Origin of the sequence: Derxia gummosa DSM 723, from assembly GCF_000482785.1 — a bacterium.
Classification (GTDB): domain Bacteria; phylum Pseudomonadota; class Gammaproteobacteria; order Burkholderiales; family Burkholderiaceae_E; genus Derxia; species Derxia gummosa.
Genome location: NZ_AXWS01000015.1, coordinates 79,706 through 100,135 on the forward strand (window position 1 = coordinate 79,706; position 20,430 = coordinate 100,135).

Annotated in this window: 18 protein-coding genes and 2 pseudogenes; 9 read left to right on the top strand and 11 right to left on the bottom strand. The window is 71.9% G+C overall.

Annotation, left to right across the window (positions count from 1 at the left end; genetic code table 11):
* Positions 1–81: 81 nt before the first annotated feature.
* The 4 genes from H566_RS0115825 to H566_RS0115840 are packed head-to-tail and all read right to left on the bottom strand — an operon-like array spanning position 82 to position 7,403.
* On the bottom strand, positions 82–1,530 hold the full coding sequence (locus H566_RS0115825; protein ID WP_028312194.1) for a TolC family protein: 1,449 nt from the start codon (positions 1,528–1,530) through the stop codon (positions 82–84).
* Complete coding sequence (locus H566_RS0115830; RefSeq protein ID WP_028312195.1) at positions 1,520–2,749, bottom strand: HlyD family type I secretion periplasmic adaptor subunit; 1,230 nt, start codon at positions 2,747–2,749, stop codon at positions 1,520–1,522. The genes H566_RS0115825 and H566_RS0115830 overlap by 11 nt, the downstream gene beginning before the upstream one ends.
* Positions 2,746–5,523 carry an ATP-binding cassette domain-containing protein gene (locus H566_RS29730; RefSeq protein ID WP_051378858.1) on the bottom strand — a complete coding sequence of 926 codons (2,778 nt, stop codon included), beginning with the start codon at positions 5,521–5,523 and terminating at the stop codon, positions 2,746–2,748. Before H566_RS29730 ends, H566_RS0115830 begins: the two co-directional genes overlap by 4 nt.
* Positions 5,524–5,573: 50 nt before the next feature.
* Entirely contained in the window at positions 5,574–7,403 is a 1,830-nt protein-coding gene (locus H566_RS0115840) for an O-linked N-acetylglucosamine transferase, SPINDLY family protein (RefSeq protein WP_028312196.1), read from the bottom strand.
* A gap of 861 nt (positions 7,404–8,264) precedes the next feature.
* Between H566_RS0115840 and H566_RS0115845 the strand changes: the two genes are divergently transcribed.
* Complete coding sequence (locus H566_RS0115845) at positions 8,265–8,612, top strand: hypothetical protein (RefSeq protein ID WP_028312197.1); 348 nt, start codon at positions 8,265–8,267, stop codon at positions 8,610–8,612.
* Positions 8,613–8,703: 91 nt separating this feature from the next.
* On the opposite strand, the gene sodC is transcribed toward H566_RS0115845, so the two are convergent.
* Positions 8,704–9,261: a superoxide dismutase family protein gene (gene sodC / locus H566_RS0115850; protein ID WP_084545187.1), complete on the bottom strand. Its 558-nt coding sequence runs from the start codon at positions 9,259–9,261 to the stop codon at positions 8,704–8,706.
* A 277-nt stretch (positions 9,262–9,538) separates the two neighbouring features.
* Complete coding sequence (locus H566_RS0115855) at positions 9,539–10,546, bottom strand: cytochrome-c peroxidase (RefSeq protein WP_425387959.1); 1,008 nt, start codon at positions 10,544–10,546, stop codon at positions 9,539–9,541.
* A gap of 428 nt (positions 10,547–10,974) precedes the next feature.
* Between H566_RS0115855 and H566_RS0115860 the strand changes: the two genes are divergently transcribed.
* A complete protein-coding gene (locus H566_RS0115860) occupies positions 10,975–11,505 on the top strand; it encodes a carbonic anhydrase (RefSeq protein ID WP_051378859.1) in 531 nt (176 codons plus the stop codon).
* A 25-nt stretch (positions 11,506–11,530) separates the two neighbouring features.
* Here the strand turns inward: H566_RS0115860 and H566_RS0115865 are convergent, their stop codons facing one another.
* Positions 11,531–11,731, bottom strand: coding sequence for a DUF2905 domain-containing protein (locus tag H566_RS0115865; protein WP_028312201.1), 201 nt, complete (start codon positions 11,729–11,731; stop codon positions 11,531–11,533).
* A 34-nt stretch (positions 11,732–11,765) separates the two neighbouring features.
* Complete coding sequence (locus H566_RS0115870) at positions 11,766–13,094, bottom strand: class I SAM-dependent methyltransferase (RefSeq protein WP_028312202.1); 1,329 nt, start codon at positions 13,092–13,094, stop codon at positions 11,766–11,768.
* Positions 13,095–13,219: 125 nt separating this feature from the next.
* On the opposite strand from H566_RS0115870, the gene H566_RS25695 reads away from it, so the two are divergent.
* The 6 genes and pseudogenes from H566_RS25695 to rapZ all read left to right on the top strand — a co-directional run bounded on the left by H566_RS25695 (position 13,220) and on the right by rapZ (position 17,507).
* The gene (locus H566_RS25695) at positions 13,220–14,125 is read left to right on the top strand and encodes an SDR family oxidoreductase (protein ID WP_051378860.1); all 906 of its coding nucleotides are present in this window, start codon (positions 13,220–13,222) and stop codon (positions 14,123–14,125) included.
* 69 nt (positions 14,126–14,194) lie between these two features.
* Positions 14,195–14,491, top strand: a pseudogene (locus H566_RS25700) (type II toxin-antitoxin system Phd/YefM family antitoxin); the annotation flags it as partial.
* 106 nt (positions 14,492–14,597) lie between these two features.
* Positions 14,598–14,975: a type II toxin-antitoxin system RelE/ParE family toxin gene (locus H566_RS0115885; protein WP_028312203.1), complete on the top strand. Its 378-nt coding sequence runs from the start codon at positions 14,598–14,600 to the stop codon at positions 14,973–14,975.
* A 149-nt stretch (positions 14,976–15,124) separates the two neighbouring features.
* Positions 15,125–15,514: a dihydroneopterin aldolase gene (locus H566_RS0115890; RefSeq protein ID WP_034411999.1), complete on the top strand. Its 390-nt coding sequence runs from the start codon at positions 15,125–15,127 to the stop codon at positions 15,512–15,514.
* Between the two features lie 49 nt (positions 15,515–15,563).
* Positions 15,564–16,436: pseudogene (gene ttcA / locus H566_RS25705) on the top strand (tRNA 2-thiocytidine(32) synthetase TtcA); the annotation flags it as partial.
* 204 nt (positions 16,437–16,640) lie between these two features.
* Positions 16,641–17,507 carry an RNase adapter RapZ gene (gene rapZ / locus H566_RS0115900; protein WP_028312205.1) on the top strand — a complete coding sequence of 289 codons (867 nt, stop codon included), beginning with the start codon at positions 16,641–16,643 and terminating at the stop codon, positions 17,505–17,507.
* Positions 17,508–17,621: 114 nt separating this feature from the next.
* Here rapZ and H566_RS0115905 read toward each other — a convergent pair whose 3' ends face one another.
* Genes H566_RS0115905 through H566_RS0115915 form a run of 3 tightly spaced genes read right to left on the bottom strand, consistent with a single transcriptional unit; the run spans position 17,622 to position 19,485 of the window.
* Positions 17,622–18,296, bottom strand: a complete 675-nt coding sequence (locus H566_RS0115905; RefSeq protein ID WP_028312206.1) for a DUF799 domain-containing protein — start codon at positions 18,294–18,296, stop codon at positions 17,622–17,624.
* The gene (locus H566_RS0115910; RefSeq protein ID WP_245591386.1) at positions 18,296–18,817 is read right to left on the bottom strand and encodes a DUF4810 domain-containing protein; all 522 of its coding nucleotides are present in this window, start codon (positions 18,815–18,817) and stop codon (positions 18,296–18,298) included. Before H566_RS0115910 ends, H566_RS0115905 begins: the two co-directional genes overlap by 1 nt.
* Complete coding sequence (locus H566_RS0115915; protein ID WP_028312208.1) at positions 18,817–19,485, bottom strand: CsgG/HfaB family protein; 669 nt, start codon at positions 19,483–19,485, stop codon at positions 18,817–18,819. The genes H566_RS0115910 and H566_RS0115915 overlap by 1 nt, the downstream gene beginning before the upstream one ends.
* A 215-nt stretch (positions 19,486–19,700) precedes the next feature.
* Here H566_RS0115915 and H566_RS0115920 point away from each other — a divergent pair, with 215 nt between their 5' ends.
* On the top strand, positions 19,701–20,342 hold the full coding sequence (locus H566_RS0115920) for an LON peptidase substrate-binding domain-containing protein (RefSeq protein WP_028312209.1): 642 nt from the start codon (positions 19,701–19,703) through the stop codon (positions 20,340–20,342).
* Positions 20,343–20,430: the final 88 nt, after the last annotated feature.

A 20,430-nucleotide genomic window follows, 5' to 3' on the forward strand; every position in this document is an offset into this window, starting at 1 on the left:
GCGCTGCCGGATGGCGATGTGAAACGGCCCGGTTCGTCCGGGCCGTTTGCTTTTGCGCGCTCGCTTCGCGTCGGTGTTGTCTTACCGCGCCGCGAGCAAGCCCGGCCCGAGCGACCGCAGCCGCAGGTTCGCCTGATACCCGTCGAACAGCGAGTTGAGGTAGGCCGCCCGCAGCGCGTAATGGTCGGCCTCGGCGCTCATCACGTCGAACAGCGAGCGCCGGCCAAGCTCGGCCCATTGCTGGAAGGTGGCCTCGCGCAATTCGTCGCTGGCGCGCACCACGTCGCCGTAGCCGCGCGCGCGGTCGAAGCTGGCGGCGAGCTGGTCGAAGGTTTCGAGCAATTGCGTCTGGCGCTGGGCGTTGGCTTCGGTCACGCGCTCGCGCGCGGCGGCGGCGCGTTCGAGCGCGGCGCGGCGCGCGGCCACGTCGGACTGGCCGCTGAAGATCGTGTAGCTGAGCTGGATGCCGGCCATCCAGGCGCCCGCGTTCAGCTCGCCGTTGCGGCCGACGCTGCGCGAGGCGGCGAGACTGACCTGCGGCTTCTGCCCGGCGGCGACCGCCTCGGCCTGGCTGCCGGCGGCGTCGGCCTGGGCGCGCAGCTGGCGCAGCTCGCGGCTGTCGCGCGCGTCGGCGCTGAGCTGCTCGAAATCGGGCGCGCCGATGAGCGCGGGCGCGATGCCGTCGGCGGGTGCGAGGTCGTCGCCGACGAAGCGGCGCAGCCGGGTCTCGATCTGGCGCTGCGTGGCGAGCGCGGCGTCGCGCGCGAGTTCGGCCTGGGCCTGGGTCTTTCGCGCCTGCACGAGTTCGCTGGCGCGGCCGCGATCGACCGCGACGATCTGCCCGATGCGGTCGGCCAGCGCGGCCATGCGCAGTGCGTACTGGCGCTGCACGCCGGCCTGGGCGCGGGCGCGTTCGCGCTCGACGGCGAGGGTGGCGGCTTCGAGCGCGACGGCTTCGCGCGTGGCATCGACGCCGAGCGCGGCAGCTTCGGCGAGGCGACGGCGCCAGTCTTCGAGCGCGCTCTGGCGGCCGAAGTCGTACACCGGCACGCTCGCGCCGAGGCTGGCCGAGGTCTGGCGGCCGTTGCCGAGCCAGGGCGTGCTGGCGCCGGCAAAGGCGGCGCGCGCGCCGGCATCGACGCGCGGCAGACGGGCGCCGCGCGTCTCGTCGAGATCGGCGCGGCTCGCGTCGGCCTCGCGTTCGCCGGCCGCGACGAGCGCGCTGCGCGCGGCGGCGAGGCGCACGAGGGCTTGCAGGCGCAGTTCGGCGTCGCGGGTGTCGATCTGGAGGAAGCGGTCGGGGGCGGCGTCGGCGTCGCGCGCGGCGCGCGGGGCGTCGATTACGAGCGGCGCGGTGCCGGAGGCGGCGGCCGACACCTCGGCCCGCGCGGCGGCGCTGCCGAGCGCGAGCAGCAGGGCGAGGGCGGCCGTGCGAAGCCGCGTGCGGCCAGTGGCGGGCACCGGCGCGGCGCGTCGGGCGTCGCCTGCGGCGGCGCGCGTCGGCGCGGGGATACGTCGTTCAGCGTTCACGGAAAGCCTCCCGCGACTTGAGCACGGGCTTGAGCAGGTATTCGAGGATCGTGCGGTCGCCGGTGCGGATCTCGACGCTCGCGGTCATGCCGGGCACGACGGGCAGCGGCTCGCCGTGCGCGCGCAGCGTCGAGGCATCGGCGCTGACGATCACGCGGAAGTAGCCATCCTGCTGCTGGGCCGAGCGTTCGTCGGTGAGGGAATCGGGGCTGATGTACTCGACCCGGCCCGACAGCCCGCCATGCGTGAAGTAGTCGTAGGCGCTGAGTTTGATCTGCGCCGGCAGCCCCACCTGCAGAAAGCCGAGGTCGGCCGGCTTGACCTTGGCCTCGACCTTGAGCCGGTCGCCCACCGGCAGGATGTCCAGCACCGGCTGGCCGGCGGCCACCACGCCGCCGCGCGTGGCGATGCGGATGTTCTTCACCACGCCGCGCACCGGCGACACGAGCGTGCTGCGCTCGACCTGATCGCGCCGCGCGACCTGCTGCTCGTCGATGCCCGCGAGGTCGGCGGCGACGCGGGTGCGCTCGGCAGCGGCGTCCTGGCGGAAGCGGTTGATGCGCTCGCTGATGGCGGTCTCGGCGTCGTTGGCGGCGCGGCGCAGGCGGATGACTTCCACCTCGCTTTGCAGGCCGCGCGCGGCGAGGCTTTCGGCGATGGCGAGTTCGCGCCGCGCGAGGTCGAGGCTGGCGCGGTAGCCGGCCACCGATTCGTCGAGCGCGCGGCGGCGGGCGGCGAAGGCGTCGGCTTCGTCCTGCCGCGCCTGCGGGCGTTCGGCGAGGTCGGCGGGCCAGACGGGCGCGGCGCCGCGCGTCTCGGCGTCGAGCCGGGCGAGCTGGGCGCGCAGCGCGAGCTGGCGCGCGCGGCCTTCGTTGCTCTGCGCGGCGACGCGCGTCGGATCGAGCCGCGCGACGGGCTGGCCGGCCTCGACCAGCTCGCCGTCGCGCACGAGCAGCTCGGCGAGCAGGCCGCCTTCGAGGCTGGCGACGAGCTGCTCGCGGCCCTCGGGCACGACGCGGCCGTCGGCCTTGGTGACGACATCGACCTGCGCGACCGCCGCCCAGCCGATCGCCGCCGCGATGAATAGCGCCATGAGCCAGAGCGCCGCGTTGGCGCGCGGCATGCGCTCGGCGAGCTGGGCGTCGCGCAGGCCGTCGAGAAAGCGCTCGTCGCCGGGGAAGACGCGGCCGGCCGGGCGGGGGAGGGCGGGGCGGGTCATGGCGTGGGTTGGGCCGAGGCGGCTTGCGCGGCTTGGGGCGGTTGCTCGGGCCGCGCGGGTTGCGCGGCCGGTGCGGCGTTGGCGGTCTGCGCGGCGGCCGCCTGGGCGCGGCGGGTGAGTTCGGCCATCACGCGGCGGCGCAGGGCTTCGGCGGCAGCCGTGGCGGGGTCGGGTGCGGCGGCGGTCGTGGTGGCTGGCGTCGGTGTTTCGGGCGTGACGGGCGTGACGGGCGCGGTGGCGACGGTGCCGTCGGCAGTCGGGACGGCTTGCGCCGACGTCGCGGCGCGAGCGGGCATCGCGGCCTGTTCCGGCATTGCTTCGATCCGCGCCGACGCCTGAGCGGCCACCTGCGCCGGCATCGCCCGCGCCACCTGCGCGGCTTCGGCCGTCGTCACCCGTCCCGGCGTGGCGCTGCCCGCCATCGCCGTCTGCTGTGCCTGCAACGTCGCCAGCACCTCGGCCTTGCTGCCGTCGAGCACCACCTTGCCGGCCTCGACCACGACGATGCGGTCCACCAGCGCGAGCAGCGCCGGCCGGTGCGTCACCACCACGAGCGTGCGGCCGTCCACCGTCGCGCCGAGCTGGCGGATGAAATCCATCTCGGCCTGGGCGTCCATCGAGCTGGTCGGCTCGTCCATCAGCAGCACGCGCGGGCGCGTGACGAGGCAGCGCGCCAGCGCGACGAGTTGGCGCTGGCCGCCCGACAGCAGCCCGCCCATCTCGCCCACCGGCAAGTCCCAGCCGAGCGGATGCGCGGCCGCAAGCCGGTCGAGCCCGGTCTGCCGCGCCACCTGCTGGAACCAGCCGGCGTCGATGTTGGCGCGGCCCATGAACACGTTCTCGCGCAGCGTGCCGTGGAACAGTCTCGGCTCCTGCGCGACGAAGCCGGTCTGGGCGCGGAAGTCGGCCGGGTCGATCTGGCGCAGGTCGAGCCCGTCCACCAGCACCGTGCCCGCCGTCGGCTGGTACAGCCCCGCGAGCAGGCGCAGCAGCGTCGATTTGCCGCTGCCGATCTTGCCGAGGATGGCCACGCGCTCGCCGGCGCGGATGTCGAGGCTCACGTCCCTGAGCACGGTCGGCGCGTGGCGGCCCGCCGCGCCGGGCAGGCCGCCGAGGCCGCCGGCCGCGCCCGTCGCGCCGCCCGCGCCAAAGCCCGCCGCCCCCGCCGCCCCGAAGGCCGACGCCGCCATGCCCGCCGCCGCGCCCGCATGCCCGCCGCCGCGCCTGGCCGGATACGCAAAGCTCACGTCCTTCAACGCCAGCTCGCCCCGGATGTCCGGTCGCGCGAGATAGCTGCGGTCGGGCGCGCGCTCGGTCGGCAGGCACATGAGCTGGTCGAGCATCACCAGCGCCGCCTTCGCGCCCTGGTAGCGCGTGGCCAGCGCCACCACGCCGCCGAGCGGCGCGATCGCGCGGCCCGCGAACATCACCGCGCCGATCAGCGCGCCGCCGGTGATGACGCCGTCATGGATCAGATGCACGCCCCACACCAGCATCACCAGCGTGACGAGCTGCTGCGACATGCCGGCGATGTTGTTGACCCAGCTCGACAGCCCGCGCGCGCCCAGCGCCGAAGCCGCCGCCGCTGCGTTCGCCTCTTCGTAACGCTTGAGGAAATGCGCCTGCGCGCCGGCCGCGCGCACCTCCTCCAGCCCCTCGACCGCCTCGATCAGCACGCCATGCAGCGCCGCCTGCTCGACCTGGTTGGCGCGCATGTGGCGCGCGAGCATGCGCTGCGTGATCCAGCACAGCCCGCCCACCAGCGGCACGCTCACCACCAGCACCCAGGCCAGCGGCCCGGCGATGAAGAAGGTGACCGCGATGAACAGCGCCACGAAGGGCAGATCGCTCAGCGCCGACAGCGTGGCCGAGGCCGAGAAGTCGCGCACCGTCTCGATCTGCGCCACCTGATGCGCGAAGGCGCCGGCCGATTCGGGCTTGTGCTCCAGCCGGATGCCGAGCGTCTGGCGGAACAGCAGGCTGCCGAGCGCGAGGTCGGCCTTCTTGCCGGCGTGGTCGATGAGATGGCTGCGCAACTGGCGCGCCGCGAGATCGAAGCCCGTGGCCAGCAGCGCGCCCACCGCGAGCGAATACAGCGTGACGAAGGCCTCGTGCGGGATCACGCGGTCGTACACGACGGACGTGAAGAAGCCGCTCACCAGCATCAGCACATTGGTGATGAGCGCCGCGAGCATGGCCGAGCGGTAGTAGGGCGAGTAGCGCTTGAGCGTGCCCCAGAGCCAGTGCTGGCCGGGCGCGAGCAGCAGGCTGTCGCCGCCGGCGGGCGCGCGCTGGCCGGCCGGGCGCGGCGTGGCGAGCAGGGCGCTGCCGGCGTAGTCGGCCAGCAGCTCGGCTTCGGTGGCGATGCGCGCGATGCCGCTGGCCGGAAGCAGGATTTCGAATGCGGGTTCGCGCTGGTCGAGCCGGCGCGTGATGGCGACGACCTCGCCGCTCTTCATGAACAGCAGCGCCGGCAGCAGCAGGCTCAGGATGTCGCGCGGCGCGCGCCGCACGAGACCGGCGCTGAAGCCGGCGTTGCGCAAGGCCGCAAGCGCTTGCGCGGGCCGCAGCCGGCCGCTGACGGCGATGCCGTCGAGCAGCGCCGCGCCGCTGCGCTCCATGCCGTGATGGCGGCAGAGCCAGAGCAGCGCGATGATGAGCGGATCGTCGCCGGGGATGTCGGTGGCGCGGCGGTGATGGCTGTCGCCGCCCTGGGCGGCGTCGGGCGGCGTGCCTTCGGTCTGCGCGCCGGAAGCTGCGACAGGCGGGCGCATTGCGTCCGCCAAAGTGCTGCCGGCGCCGGACCCGCCCGGCGCGGCGGCATTCATCCCGCCAGCCGCTCGATGGCGGCTTCGAGGTCACGCACGAGGCCGGGGATGTCGAACAGCGGCGTGTTCATGCGCTCCTGCGCCAGATAGCGGCGGTAGCTCGCCACGCGCGCCGGATTGCGGCCGAGCGCGATGGCCAGCTTCTCGTACTCGGCCTCGCTCTCGGTGATGAGGTCGGGCAGGCCGACGGCGGTCAGCAGGCTGCCCGCCATGCGCGAGATGTAGCTGCGGCCAGAGCGCGTGACGAGCGGCAGGCCCATGAACAGCGCGTCGTTGGCCGTGGTGCCGGCGTTGTACGGGAAGGTGTCGAGAAAGAGATTGGCCAGCGGCAGGCGCGCGAGATAGTCGGCCGGCGCGGCGCGGCTGGCGAACACGAGCCGCGACGGATCGACGCCGGCCGCCGCCGCCGCGCGATGCATCGCGTCATGCGCCCAGCGGTTGTCGGCCAGCAGCCAGAGCTGGCTGTCGGGCACGCCGGCGAGGATGCGCATCCAGCTCCCGAACTGCGCCTCGCTGATCTTGTAGTTGTTGTTGAACGAGCAGAACACGAAGGCGTCGTCGCGCAGACCCATCTGGGCGCGCGTGGGCCGGGTGCCGATCTCGCGCTTGCGGTCGCTCACCTGGTAGCAGTGCGGCAGGTAGACCGGCTGCTCGGTCATGTAAGGCAGCAGGCTGTCGGGCATGACGTAGCGGTCGGCGATCACATGATCGACGCCGGGCAGGGCGCTGGTGCCGGGCAGGCCGAGCCAGCCGATCTGCACCGGCGCCGGGCGGTAGCCGAGGATGTCGGGCCGCGCGCCCGAGGTCAGCCCCTGCAAATCGATGAGCACGTCGATCTCGTTGGCATGGATGACGCGCGCGGCGGTCTCGTCGTCCAGATGGCCGATCGGCACGTAATGGTCGAAGCCCTCGACGATGCGCCGGCGCACGCTCGTGCCGTCCTCGCGCGACCAGCAGAAGCCATACACCTCGAAGCGCTCGCGGTCGTGCAGCGAGAACAGCTCGGCCGTCAGCAGCCCCACCGCGTGCAGGCAGAAGTCGCCCGACAGATAGCCGATGCGCAGCTTGCCCTCGCGGCCGTCCGGATGCGCCGGCAGCGGCACGGGCTGCTTCACGCGCTCGTGCACGAAGCGCTGGGCCGCGAGCAGTTGCAGCGCCGGGTCGTCGGTGTGGGCCAGCATCGCCAGCGGCGAGGTGCCCATGAGCAGCTTGTTGGGCGTGACGCCCGGCAGCTCGCGCATCACCGGCCAGGCGCATTGCTTCTGGCGGATGTGGACGTAGTGCTGCACCACCTTGGGCTGGTCGGGGCGGATCGCGAGGCTGACCTCCATGTAGGTCTCGGCCTCGTCATAGCGCTTCATCTCCTCCAGCACGCGGGCGAGGTTGTTGAGCGCATGCAGGCGCAGCTCGGTGTCGGCATCGAGTTCGGGCTGATCGTCGAGCAGGTCGAGCACCGAGCGCCATTCGCTCAGCGCGGCCTTGCGTTCGCCCAGGCGTTCGAGCTGGTGGCCGAGGTTGAGATGGGCGTGGATGAAATCGGGCTTGGCCGCGATGGCTTCGCGGTAGATGGTCGCCGCCTCGGAGCAGCGGTCGAGCGCGCCGAGCACGGTGCCGAGGTTGAACAGCGCGACGTTGCGGAACGGCGAGTCGCCGCGCGCGAGCCAGGCGCGGTAGAGCGTCGCGGCGGCATCGAGCTGCTGGCGGCCGACGAGCTGCTGGGCGCGGTCGATCACGTCGGGCAGCGCGAGCTGGCCCTCGCGCAGCGCGGCGAGCGAGGTTTCGAGAAAGCTGTCGGTGGCTGCGCCGGCCGGATCGGTCCTGTCCATCGCGTGTCGTTCCTGTGCTGACCCGCGCCTGCGGATGGGCAACGGGAAATGACGCGATGCTAGGGACGGCCGGCGGCGCGGATTCGGTGGAGGAAAGGGGTGGGCGCGGCCCTGTTTCGGGGTTGGCGCGGCGCGCTTCTGGCGGGTTGTGACGGAGTTGGCGCGAAGCGGAGTGCCGCATGGGCGCGTCGGCGTGGCCGGCATTCGTCGGCGCCGGTCCGCAACCGTTCACAGCGAATGCCGGCCGATTGGCGGGACGGAAACTCGTCCATTGCCGGGGCGGGATGGCGCCCTTTCGCGGCGATCCGATACGGAAATGAAAGCCGGGATTTCATTTGCCGAAGGCGCCAGCCGGGAGTTTCGCGCGCAATGAAATGGCGGTATCGCAATGCCGCAGCCGGAAAGTGTCTCGCGTGATCGTGGCGGCAATTCATTCCGGATGCCGGCGCGATTTGCCGGCCGTCTACCGTCTGCCGTTGGCCACCGGGTGACCGTTGCCGCTCCACCCGGGCGATTGCCGGAAATGAAGTTACCCCGGCGCGCAATTGCGCGATATGAATCGGCAATTGCGGTGGAATCGGCAGGAAGTTGTCGCCCGCTCGCCTTTTGCCGTCTTGCGTATCACGGGATTGCTCGATGCGGAATTGGCCGGCGAATTCGAGAATCGAATCACATGCGAGGCAATTCGGTCGTCATTGCCTCGAATGCGTGTGCATCCGCACTTGAGGCTTCCCTGTTCCGGCTAATAGTGCGGGGTTTCCCCGATCGAGCGGGCGGGCAAAGGCCGCCGGTGGGCGGCAACGACATGAACAAGGCGGTCCGGCGTGCGCCGCGTCGCCAATACGCAGGAAGGGAATGAGGATGGATGCGCAATTCATCACGCGCGATTTCATGGGTGCGCCGGGCGGCGGGCCGATGGCGCGACGGGGTGCGGCCCTGCGCAGCGGGTTGCTGGCGACGGCCTTCGTGCTGTTCGGATGGGTGACGGTCATCAACGGCGGCTTCGTGATCGCCGGCTGGCGCGCGCCGCTGTTCTTCTGCGAGGGCCAGATCGCGCTGGCGGCGGCGCTGGCGGTGTTCCATGTGGCGGGCCAGCTCGGGCTGCGCTTCGCCAAGCTGGTGGGATGGGGCATGGGCGCGGCCCTGGTGCTGATGCTGGGGGCGGTGCTGCCGCCGCTCGTCTGGCTGGCCCTCGGTCCGCGGGGCTGAGCGGCGGTTCGGCCGGCAGGCAGGCGGTTCGGCGCGCGCAGCCGGCCGGGACGGCGGCCGCCGCGACCGGGCGGCGCGCCGCCGTCGTCGATCAGGGAATGAGCCCGCAGGCGAGGCGCGCTCCGCCGCCGCCGAGCGGGGCGGGCTGGTCGGCGTAGTTGTCGCCGCCGGCGTGGATGACGATGGCCTTGCCCGCAACCTCGGCCAGCTTGAGGCGGGGCGCGACCACGGGCTTGCTGGCGCGGCCGTCGGGGTCCACGTCGAGCACCGGCAGGTCGCCCATGTGGCCCATGCCGCCGGGGCCGGCGTGGGCCTTGTGGCCCTCGGGGTCGAAATGCCCGCCCGCCGCGCCGGCCGGTACCGGCTTGCCTTCGGGGCTGGTGGTGGTGTCGCAGCTGCCGTTGGCATGCACATGGAAGCCGTGCGGGCCGGGCGGCAGGCCGGTGAGCATGGGCGTGAACTGGAGGCCGGCCGGCGTGTCGGCCAGCATGACGTGGCCGATGGTGGCGCCCGGGCCGTCGGGGCCGACGAGCTTGACGGTGACGCTGCTGTCGGCGCGCGCTGCGCCGGTGGCGAGCAGCGCGGCGGTGGCCAGCGCGCCGAGCGCGGCGTGCCGGAGGGCGGGCAGGCGGGGGTGGTTGGGCTTCATGACGGTTCTCGCACGCGGTTGTTGGAATGCGCGGCGGGGGGCTGCCCGGCCGTCGGGGCCGGCGCGACGCCCGCGCCGCGACCCGAAGACTGAACCCGTCGGCCCCGTCACGGCCAGCCCTGCGTGTAACCCCGGGATGGATGGGCAACGGGGCTGCCGGGGCGCGGGCGCCACCGCGTGCCCGCCGGACTCACCGGGCTCACCGGCGATGCGGCGATGCGGCGATGCGGCGATGCGGCGATGCGCCCGTCGGACCCGGGCGCTCTCGCCCGGCCGCTCAGAACGGCTGCGGCGCCGGCGTCGAGGCCACCGACGGTGGCAGTGCCGGCAGCACGATGCTCGGCTGCCGGCCCGTCAGCGTGCGCAGGAAGGCGGCGATCTTGCGCGCGTCGTCGTCGCCGATCTGCCGGCCGAGCTGGACCCGGCCCATGACCCGCACCGCTTCTTCCAGGCTGTTGACGCTGCCGTCATGGAAGTAGGGATAGGTCAGTTCGACATTGCGCAGCGTCGGCACCTTGAACACGTTGCGGTCCGACTCCTTGCCGGTCACGCCGGCGCGGCCGATGGCGGGGTTGTCGGTCCTGAACGGCTCGGCCACCCCGAGCTTCTGGAACGAGGTGCCGCCCACGGCCGGGCCGTTGTGGCAGGACACGCAGCCGGTGTCCTTGAACAGGGCGTAGCCGGCCAGCTCGTCGGCGTTCAGCGCCTTGCGGTCGCCCTTGAGCCAGAGGTCGAAGCGCGAGTCGGGCGTGACGAGCGTGTCCTCGAAGGCGGCGATCGCGGTGGTCACGCGGTCGATGTCGATGGCGGCGTCGCCGAAGGCGGCCTTGAATTCGGGCGCGTAGCCCGGAATGGCGCGCAGCACGCCGATGGCGAGTTCATGCGTCGAGGCCATCTCGCCCGGGTTGGCGATCGGGCCGCCGGCCTGGGCCTTGAGGTCGGGCGCGCGGCCGTCCCAGAACTGGGCGACGTTGAAGCGCGCGTTGAGCACCGTGGGCGAGTTGATCGGGCCCTGCTGCCAGCGGTCGCCGATCGAGCTGCGCAGGTTGTCGGTGCCGCCGGTGGCGAGGTTGTGGCAGGAGTTGCACGAGATCGCGCCCGAGCGCGACAGGCGCGGGTCGAAGTAGAGCTTCTTGCCCAGCTCGACGAGCGCGGGTTGCGTGACCTTGGCTGGCGCGATCGGTTGGATCGGCTCGGCCGGGGCGGCGTTCTGCCGCGCGAGCGCGATGCCCGACAGGGTGGCGAGGGTGGCAAGCGCCAAGGTGATGGCGAAGGGCTTCTTCACTGGCTTTCTCCGGATGGCTGGAAGTGCTTGTGCTGAGCCATCCGTGTGGATGGACGGCAGGGAAAACCTCGGCCGCCCGGCTTTGGGAATCCTTAAGACAAACGCTCCGGTACGTGCGCGCGTGATTCCCGTCACGAAAGCCGCGCCGGCTGCTGCCCGCGCGCTTCACGCGGGCGGGCGGGGACGCCGGCCGAAGCGGCGATGCCGATGGCGTGCCGGCGTGGTCGGGCGCTGGCGCGGCGGTCGTCCGGCGGTGGTCGCGGGTGTGATGACGGCGCGTTTGTCGGCGCGCGGGGCTGGGGGCGGGTATGCCCGCATCACGGGACGGGATCCCGGGCCGTTGTGACAAACCTCAACCCGGCCTCGGTGCCGCGTGCCTAGCATCCGCGCCGATCTCAACCTTTCTGATTCATTTCGACATCGACGCCATGAACACTTCCCAACACGTCCTGCGCGACCTCGGCATGAGCCGTCGCGGCTTCACCAAGCTCGCCGCCTTCGGCGCCGGCGCCGCGCTGTTCGGGCGCAGTTCGCTCGTGCTCGCGGGCGGCCATGCCGACGCGCTGCTGCTGAGCTGCATGGACTACCGCCTGATGGACAACGTGGCCAGCTACATGAACGGCCGCGGCCTGACCAAGCATTACGACCATGTGGTGCTCGCGGGCGCCTCGCTCGGCGCGGTGAGCGACAAGTTCCCGGCCTGGAACCAGACCTTCTGGGGCCATCTGGACGTGGCCATCAAGCTGCATGCCGTGCCCAAGGTGATCGTCATGGACCACCGCGATTGCGGCGCCTACAAGCTGGTGATGGGCGAAGGCCATCTGGCGTCGGTCGAGACCGAGCGCGATGCGCACGCCAAGGTGATCGGCGATTTCAAGCAGCAGGTGGCGGCGAAGTACCCGAGCCTTCAGGTGGAAGGGCTGCTGATGGCGCTCGACGGATCGGTCGAGGCGGTGTGACGCGGCGGGGCCTGTGCGGCCCCGCTCAGATGTGGAAGAACTTGGCCACGAGGCTCGCCACTGCCGACAGCAGCAGCGTGGTGGTGACGGGCAGGAACACCTCCCGCCCGAACAGCGTGAAGCGGATGTCGCCCGGCAGCCGGCCGAAGCCGAGCCGGTGCAGCCAGGGATTCACGGCGCCGATGAGCACCAGCGCGACAAAGATGGCGAGGAACCAGCGGATCACGTTCGTGCTCGTCAGAGGAGGGGCGCCGCCGCGCTCAGAGCGTGTGCGACCGGTCGCCGCTGGCGAAGCCGGGAATCGCGCCGTCGATGCCGTGTGCGAAGGCGATCACCTTGAAGAGCTCGCCCATCTCGTGCTCGTCGAGCAGCTTGTGAGCTTCGCTGGCGGCGCGCAGATAGGCGGCCGAGCGCGGCTCGCCGGCGGCGGCGATGTGGTCGGCGATGCCGGCGTCTAGCAGGAAGCGGTTCTGCGGCGCGTAGCCGGCGTGGGTCGCGCCGGCATCGATCGCGGCGAGCGCGACGGCGGTGAAATTGACGTGCGCGGTGATGTCCTGCAGGCCGGGCAGGAAGAACGGGTCGTCGTGCGCGTGGTGGCGGTAGTGGCACATGAGCGTGCCCTGCGCCCGCTGCGGGTGGAAGAACTCGGCGGCGGGGAAACCGTAGTCGATGAGAATTGCCGCGCCCCGGTCGAGCAGGCGGGCGAGGGTGGCGGCGAAGGCTTCGGCGGCGGGGCAGAGTTCGGTGAGGTAGGGCGCGGGCAGGCAGTCGGCGTAGAGCGCGAGGCGCTCGGCGGCGGGCGTGGCGGGCCAGTCGAGGCCGTCCTGTTCGGCGAGGCTGGCGCCGATGCTTGCGTCGATGAGGGCGAGGGTGTCGGCGGCGTGCGGGGCGAGGGTGCGCGACGCATCGCCGGCCTCGGCTCTGGCCGCATCGCCCGCCGACGCGCCTGCCGTCAGCGGCCGGTCTTCCCACTCGAAGCCGCTCGCGCCAATTGTCACGCCACGCTCGCGCCAGCCCTCGCCATCCCACAGCACCAGCTTCACCGGCATCGCGTCGAGCACCTCGTTGCCGACGATGCAGCCGCTGAAGCGGTCGGGCAGCGCGTCGAGCCAGACCAGCTTGTGCGCATGCGCGGGCGCGCGACGCTCGACCGTCTCGCGCTGGCGCGCGCGCAGCTCGGCCGACACCTCGACGATGAGGTACTCGGCGCAGTCGTCGCCGAGCGCGTTCAGCAGCTCGGCCGCGAGCGCGCCCGAGCCGGCGCCGAACTCCATCACCGCGCGGCTGTCTGCCGCCTTGAGCACCGCGCGCACCGGCGTGGCGAGCGTGCGGCCGTAAAGCGGCGACAGCTCCGGCGCGGTCACGAAATCGCTGCCGTCGGCGGCGAGGCGGCCGAACTTGTGGCTGCCGCCCGTGTAGTAGCCGAGGCCCGGCGTGTAGAGCGCGCGCTGCATGAAATCGTCGAAGCCGATCCAGCCGCCGGCGGCGCGGATCGCGGCCACGATCGCATCGGCCAGCGCCTGGGATTGCGCGAGCGCCTCGGGCGCGGGAGCGGGCAGCGCCGGGCGGCGCGAGGACGGAACGGGCAAGACGGGAACTCCTGACGACTACACTCGGACAACAACTCTCGGCACGCCAGCGGCGGCCGGCCGCGCGGCCGGCGCGCGGCGCGCCACCATCGGGACAACAACACGGCCCGCGGGCCGCATGGCGCATGAACCTGCCTCACCCCACGCGCGCGGCGCAGACCGGCGCAGCCTCCATCGACGCCGGCCAGCCGGCGGGCACCGCCACCGGCTCGGCGCGTGACGCCGGCCTCGCGCCCGACGGCCAGCGCCGCGTCGCGCTCGTCACCGGCAGCGCGAAGCGGCTCGGCCGCATGACCGCCACCGCGCTGCATGCGGCGGGGGCTGACGTGATCGTCCACCACCGCAACTCGCCGGGCGAGGCGGCCGAATTGTGCGCCATGCTCAACGCGCGCCGGCCCGGCTCCGCGATCGCGCTCCAGCAGCCGCTCGACGGCCGCGCGAGCTGCCGCGACCTCGCCCGCCGCGCGCTGCGCTGGCGCGATCGGCTCGACGTGCTGGTCAACAACGCCTCCGAGTTCTTCCGCACGCCGCTGCAATCGACCCACGGCCTGCACGGCGACCACCGCGCCGACAGCGCCATCGCCGAGGCGCTGGCCGAGGAGGAAGAGCGCGCGCTGCAACTTTTCGCCAGCAACTGCTTCGTGCCCGCGTGGCTCGCCATCGAACTGCTGCCGGCGCTGCGCCGGACGCGCGGCGCCATCGTCAACGTGCAGGACATCAGCATCGAGCGGCCGCTGCCGGGCTATCTGTTCTACACGGCGTCGAAGGCCGCGCTCGCCTCGGTCACGCGCTCGCTCGCGCTCGAAGCCGCGCCCGAGGTGCGCGTGAATGCCGTCTCGCCCGGCAGCTTCGACTGGCCCGACGGCCAGTTCACCGAAGCCGAGCGCCGCAAGCTGGAAGAGGCGATCCCGCTCGCGCGCATCGGCGAGGGGCGCGATCTGGCGGAGGCGATCGTGTTTCTCGCGCTCGGGGCGGCGTATGTGAATGGAGTGGATCTGAAGGTGGATGGCGGGCAGGGGCTGACCCGCTGATCCGAGGGTGCTGCAGATGCGCAGGAAAATGCGCAGAATCCTGTGCATCCAAACCACAAGGAGCGCCGCATGGCCATCTCCGCCCGCGACATCGTGCCCTTCACCCAGGCACGCGCGAACCTGTCCGAACTGGCCGAACAGGCCAAGGCCGGCGCCGAAAAGATCATCACGCGCAACGGCGAAAGCTATGTCGCGCTGATCGACGCCGACCGGCTCGACTACTACCACCAGCTCGAACGCGAGCGCATCCACCTGCTGCTGCTCGACGACGCGCGTCGCGGGCTGGCCGACATCGCCGCCGGCCGCACGGTCGAGGCTGACGGGGCGCTCGCGGTGCTCCAGCGGCGGCGGGCGGGCGCGGCTGCGACGAATGCGGCTGCCGCAAGCGCGTTAGCTACGCCGACGCCGATCGCCGCCGAGCCGCGCGCCGCCTTCGGCCCGTCGGCGGACGGCGATGACAACTCCGCCGGCCATGAATGACGCGCTCTGGCGTGTCGAGCTGACCGAAAGCTTCCTCGCCCGGCTCGACGCGATCGAAGCCTTCCTGACCGAGGCCGACGCCGGTCAGGCCTTCGACGCGCTGCTTGACGAGTTACGCGACACGGTCGTGCCCAATCTCGCGCGCTTTCCGCGCCTCGGGCGGCGCTATCTCGATCGGCCGCCGCAATCCGCCGAAGCGCTCGCGCTGCTCGCGGCCCTGCCGCCCGGCGCGCCCGACGGCCTGCGCGAATACCTGCACGGCGACTGGTTGCTGCTGTATCTGCCGTCGGACGAAGCGCGGACGGTGTTTCTGTTGTCGATACGGCATCACCGGGAGTTGTCGTTCGATTTCGGGCGTCATCGGGGATGAGCGGGATTGCGGGCGCCTGAGCGCGAGCGTCGGCGAGCGTCGTCGGCCGCGCCGCCGCGTCACACATCCCGACCACCGGCCGCATTCCGCGCCTTGCCCGGGCGGAACGATCGGTTATCGTTGCCCGCCCCGTACCCCCCGGCCGCACCATGATCTTTCCCGCCGACGCCCTGCGCGACTGCCGTCGCCTCTTCCTGCGCGACTACGAGCTCGACCTCTCGATCGGCTGGCACGCCTTCGAGAAGAAGCACGAGCAGCGCGTCATCCTCAATGTCGAGCTGTGGGTGCCGCTCGCGAGCACCACGCCGCGCGCCGACCAGCTCGACGAGGTGGTGGACTACGACCTCATGCGCGAAGCCGTGCTCGCGCGCGTGCGCCAGGGGCACATCCATTTGCAGGAAACCCTCGTCGACGACATCGCGCGCGAATTGCTTGCGCACCCCCAGGTGCGCGCCGTGCGCGTGACGAGCGAGAAGCCCGACGCCTATCCCGACTGCGCGTCGGTCGGCGTCGAGGTCTTCCACATGAAGGAGATTTGAAATGAGCGCAGTGCCCGAACAGGTCGCTGACACCGCCAAGGCCGAGGCGCGCCGCAAGGCCCACGAGGCCAACAAGTTGAGCAAGCGCCTGTGCCGCCAGGTGGGCGAGGCGATCGGCGACTTCAACATGATCGAGGCCGGCGACAAGGTCATGGTCTGCATGTCGGGCGGCAAGGACAGCTTCGCGCTGCTCGACATCCTGCTCATGCTGCGCGACCGCGCGCCGATCGACTTCGGCATCGTCGCGGTCAACCTCGACCAGGGCCAGCCCGGCTTCCCGCGCGAGGTGCTGCCCAATTACCTGCGCGAGCGCGGCGTCGATTTCCACATTGAGTCGCAGGACACCTACTCGATCGTCAAGAAGCTCATCCCCGAGGGCGAGACCACCTGCGGCCTGTGCTCGCGGCTGCGGCGCGGCATCCTCTACCGCGTGGCGGGCGAGCTGGGCGCGACCAAGATCGCGCTCGGCCATCACCGCGACGACATCCTCCAGACCGTGTTCCTCAACATGTTCTTCGGCGGCAAGCTCAAGGGCATGCCGGCCAAGCTGGTGAGCGACAACGGCAAGCACACCGTCATCCGGCCGCTCGCCTACGTGAAGGAAACCGACCTGGAGCGCTGGGCCGAGCACCGCCAGTTCCCGATCATTCCCTGCGACCTGTGCGGCTCCCAGCCCAACCTCCAGCGCCAGGAGATGAAGAACATGCTGCGCGACTGGGACAAGCGCTTCCCCGGCCGCGTCGACAACGTGTTCCGCTCGCTGTCCGACCTCGTGCCCTCGCATCTGATGGACCGCCGGCTCTATCCGTTCGAGACCATCCGCGCGACCGGCGTGGCCGATCCCGACGGCGACATCGCCTTCGACGATCCGGACGGCGGCTGCGCGCCGGCCGTGCCACGCTCGCCGGGCGGGCATTCGCCGGGGCATCACGCGAGCGAAGGTTCGCGCAACGTCGCGCCCGTCACGTTCATGCCGCGCGGCGCGGGCAATCTCCCGGCCTTTTCCGAAGACGACGACGGCGAGTGACGCGGCGCGGGGCCGCCACCGGCCTCGTCCCGCATCGCCACCCGCGCGGGCCCGCCGGCCCGCTCTCCCGAACCCTCCACGGCTCATTCCTCCCGAACCATGCAGAAGATCGTGCTCATCACCGGCGTCTCGGGCGCCGGCAAGTCGGTGGCGCTCAAGGTGCTCGAAGACACCGGGTTCTATTGCGTGGACAACCTGCCGGCCAACTTCCTGTCGGAACTCGTGGCCCATCTGCGCGAGCAGGGCGAGGAGCAGGTGGCGGTGGCGATCGATGCGCGCTCGGGCGCCTCGGTGGCCGAGCTGCCGCACATCATCGCGGGCCTGCGCACCTTCGGCGCCGACGTGCGGATGATGTTCCTCACCGCGAGCACGCCCGAGCTGGTGCGGCGCTATTCCGAGACGCGCCGGCGCCATCCGCTGTCGCCCACCGCGATCGGCGTCGATGCCGATTCGACGCCCTCGCTCATCGAGGCCATCGAGCGCGAGCGCGACGTGGTCGGCAAGCTCGCGCAGTACGGCCATGTGGTGGACACGACCTCGCTGTCGGCGCCCAAGCTGCGGCACTGGGTGAGCGAATTCGTCGGCCGCGAATGGACCGGCCTGACGCTGATGTTCGAGAGCTTCGGCTTCAAGCGCGGCATTCCGCTCGACGCCGACCTCGTGTTCGACCTGCGGCCGCTGCCCAACCCGTTCTACGACCCGGCGCTGCGGCCGCTCACGGGGCGCGACAAGCCCGTCATCGAATTTCTGGAATCGGTGCCCGACGCGATCCGCCTCGCGGACGACATCGAGCGCTTCGTGCGCACCTGGCTGCCGGCCTTCGTGCGCGACCAGCGCAGCTATCTGACGGTGGCGATCGGCTGCACCGGCGGCCAGCACCGCTCGGTGTGGTGCAGCGAGCGGCTGGCCAAGGCGCTCACGCCGGAGGTGCCGCATGTGATCGTGCGGCACCGCGAGCTGGGCTGAGGCCGGCTCGCGCTTGCCGGGCAGGGCGCCCGGCATGACGCGGGCGGGTGGCGGGCATGTCACCCGCCACACAGCCCGCCACGGCCGGGCATCGCGCCCGGCCGCTTGTGGCGACTACTTCTGCGCGCCCGGCACCTGGCCGAACAGCGGGCTGCGCGGGCCCGGCAGGATGCCGTTGTTGAGCGGCGCGCCGAGCAGGCGCTGATCGGCGATGACCGAGTAGTTGTAGGCCGCGTCGGAGCTGGAATGGACGATCTGCTTGACCAGCGCCTCGACCAGCGCGCCGATCAGGCCGCCGCTGCTGCTGTTGTTCTGCTCGGCCGACGAGGCCGTTGCCGAACCGGCCCACAGCTCGGTGCCGCTGCGCAGGTCGATCACCTTGCCCTCGACCGTCACCCGCGTCTCGCTGGAGATGACGGCGTAGGTCGTGCCGTACTGCTTGACGCGCAGGTACACGGCCGCGTCGGCGCCGAACACTTCACGCAGCTTGGCCAGCGGTACCGACTGGGCGTCGCTGGCCGTGAGCACGCCGTTCTCGCGGAAGCTCTGGTCGACGAGCGTGACCGGCACCACGTAGTAGCCGGCCTCGGCCAGCGGCAGCGTGGCCGAGGCCCAGACCGCCGGCGTCGCCTTCACGTCGTTGGAATCGTTGACCGGCGGCAGCACCAGCATCGACGCCGGCTTGGCGGCGAGGAAGGCCGTGTAGTCGCGCTTGGCCGGCGTGGCGCAACCCGCGAGCGCGAGCAGCGCGACGCAGGCCGCCAGGGTGGGAAGACGCAGGAGCTTCATCACGATTTCTTCCCCTGGGCGGCGGTCGTCTTGCCGTCCATGCGGCGCAGCAGCGAATCGATGAACACGGCCGACTCCGGAAAGCTGGCGCGTTCGGCCTCGAACAGCGCGCGGGCCTGGTCGGGATTGCCGACGTTCAGGTACATCAGCCCGAGATGGGCGCGAAAGCCCGGCGGCAGCGCGAGGTTGCCGGCGCGGGCCTTCTCGGCCTGGGCTTCGAGCGTCTGGATCTGGGCCTGCGGATCGCTGCCGTCCATGAGCAGCGTCTGGTACTGCTGGCGCGGGAATTCCTGCCAGTGGTAGAGCGGCTTGGGCGCGGTCTGGCAGCCGGTGGCGGCGAGCGCGACCGCGCCGCAGGCCAGCGCGTTGGCCAGCGCGCGCGAGGCGCGGGTGCCGGGGCGTGCGGCGGGCAGCGGCGGCAGCGCGGCGACCGAGGCCGGCGCCGGCGCGGCGGTCATGGCCGGGCCGGCGTCGGTCGGGCCGGCCGCCGGCAGGGCGGAAGCGGACGAGCGACGCGCCATCAGTTGCCCCAGCGGTTCGCTTCGCGCGCGGCGACGAGGTCCTGCACCGCCTCGCGCATGGCCAGGTCGAGCACCTTGCCGTTGAGCGTGGCGTCATAGCCCGCCGTGCCGCCGAAGCCCAGCACCTCGCGGTTCGACAGCTCGTACTCGCCGGCGCCGCGCGCCGCGTACACCACCTCGGAGGTGCGCGTGTTGACGACGTTGATCGTCACCTTCGCGTAGGCCACCTGGCGCTTGCCGCGGCCGAGGATGCCGAACAGCTGCTGGTCGCCCACTTCCTTGCGGCCGAATTCGGAGATGTCGCCGGTGATGACGAAGTCGGCGCCCTTGAGCGTCTGGCTGATGCCCTGGATGCGCGCTTCCTGGCCCGTCTCGGCCATGTTGTCGCGGTCGAGCACCGAGAAGCGGCCCGACTGTTGCAGGTGGGCGATGAGCGTGGTCTTGGCCTGGCTGCCGAGGCGGTCGACGCCGTCGGAGAAGATGCCGCGCATGTAGCTGGAGCGGTTGTCGAACTTGCCCACCGAGATCGGCAGCTGCTTGCCGGCATAGGGCGTGTAGGCCGACTGCACGCGCTCGACCGCGACGCTGTGCGAGCTTTCGGTGGCGCAACCGGCGAGCAGGGCCAGCGCAACGGCGCCTGCGGCGGCGACGACGAATTTCTTGCTCATGTGAATCCTTCGAATCGTTGGTACGCGCGCGGCTGCTGCCGGCGCGCGGACGGCGATTAGAGCCGATCCGCCGGAATCCGATCTTGTTCAAAGCCGAAAGTGTCCCCAAGGCAACGCCGCGCGCGCGGCGTCGGCGCCACGGCCACCCCGATCCGGCGTACCGTCGCGGCTCCTCCACCGCCCATCGCGCCGGCAGCGTTCCGGCCGCCGCCGTCATGAACGATCTGCCGCTGTTCCCGCTCAACACCGTGCTGTTCCCGTCCGGCGTGCTGCCGCTGCGGGTGTTCGAGGCGCGCTACATGGACATGGTGCGCGACTGCCTGCGCGACGGGACGCGCTTCGGCGTGTGCCTGATCGCGCGCGGCAACGAGGTCGCGCGCAAGCCGGGCGAGGCGGCGGTGCCCGAGGACGTCGGCTGCATCGCCGAGATCCTGGCCTGGGACATGCGCGATCTCGGCGTGCTGCACATCCGCACCGTGGGGCGCGAGCGCTTCCGGGTGCTGCACTCGCGGGTGCAGGCGAACGGGCTGGTGCGCGCCGATGTCGAGATGATCGCGGCCGACGCGCCGGCGCCCGTCGCCACCGAGCACCGCGAATGCGTCGCGCTGCTCGCGCGCCTGATCGCCGAGCTGGAGGAGAAGCGCGACAACGCCGACGAGCCGCCCGAACCCGGCGCGCTCGACACCTTCCCCTTCCACGAGCCCTACGCGCTGCACGAGGCGGGCTGGGTGGCGAACCGGCTGTGCGAGGTGCTGCCGGTGCCGCTCAAGGCCAAGCAGAAGCTCATGGAGCTGGAAAGCGGCCATGAGCGGCTGGCGATCGTCGATACCTATCTGCGGCAGCAGAAGGTGCTGTGAGGCGCGCGGCCCCGCGACCCGGTCCGGGATCGCGCGGACGTGCGTTCGTCGGGCGCGGTGGCGTGCCCGCGCGCCGGGGCGCGGTCGG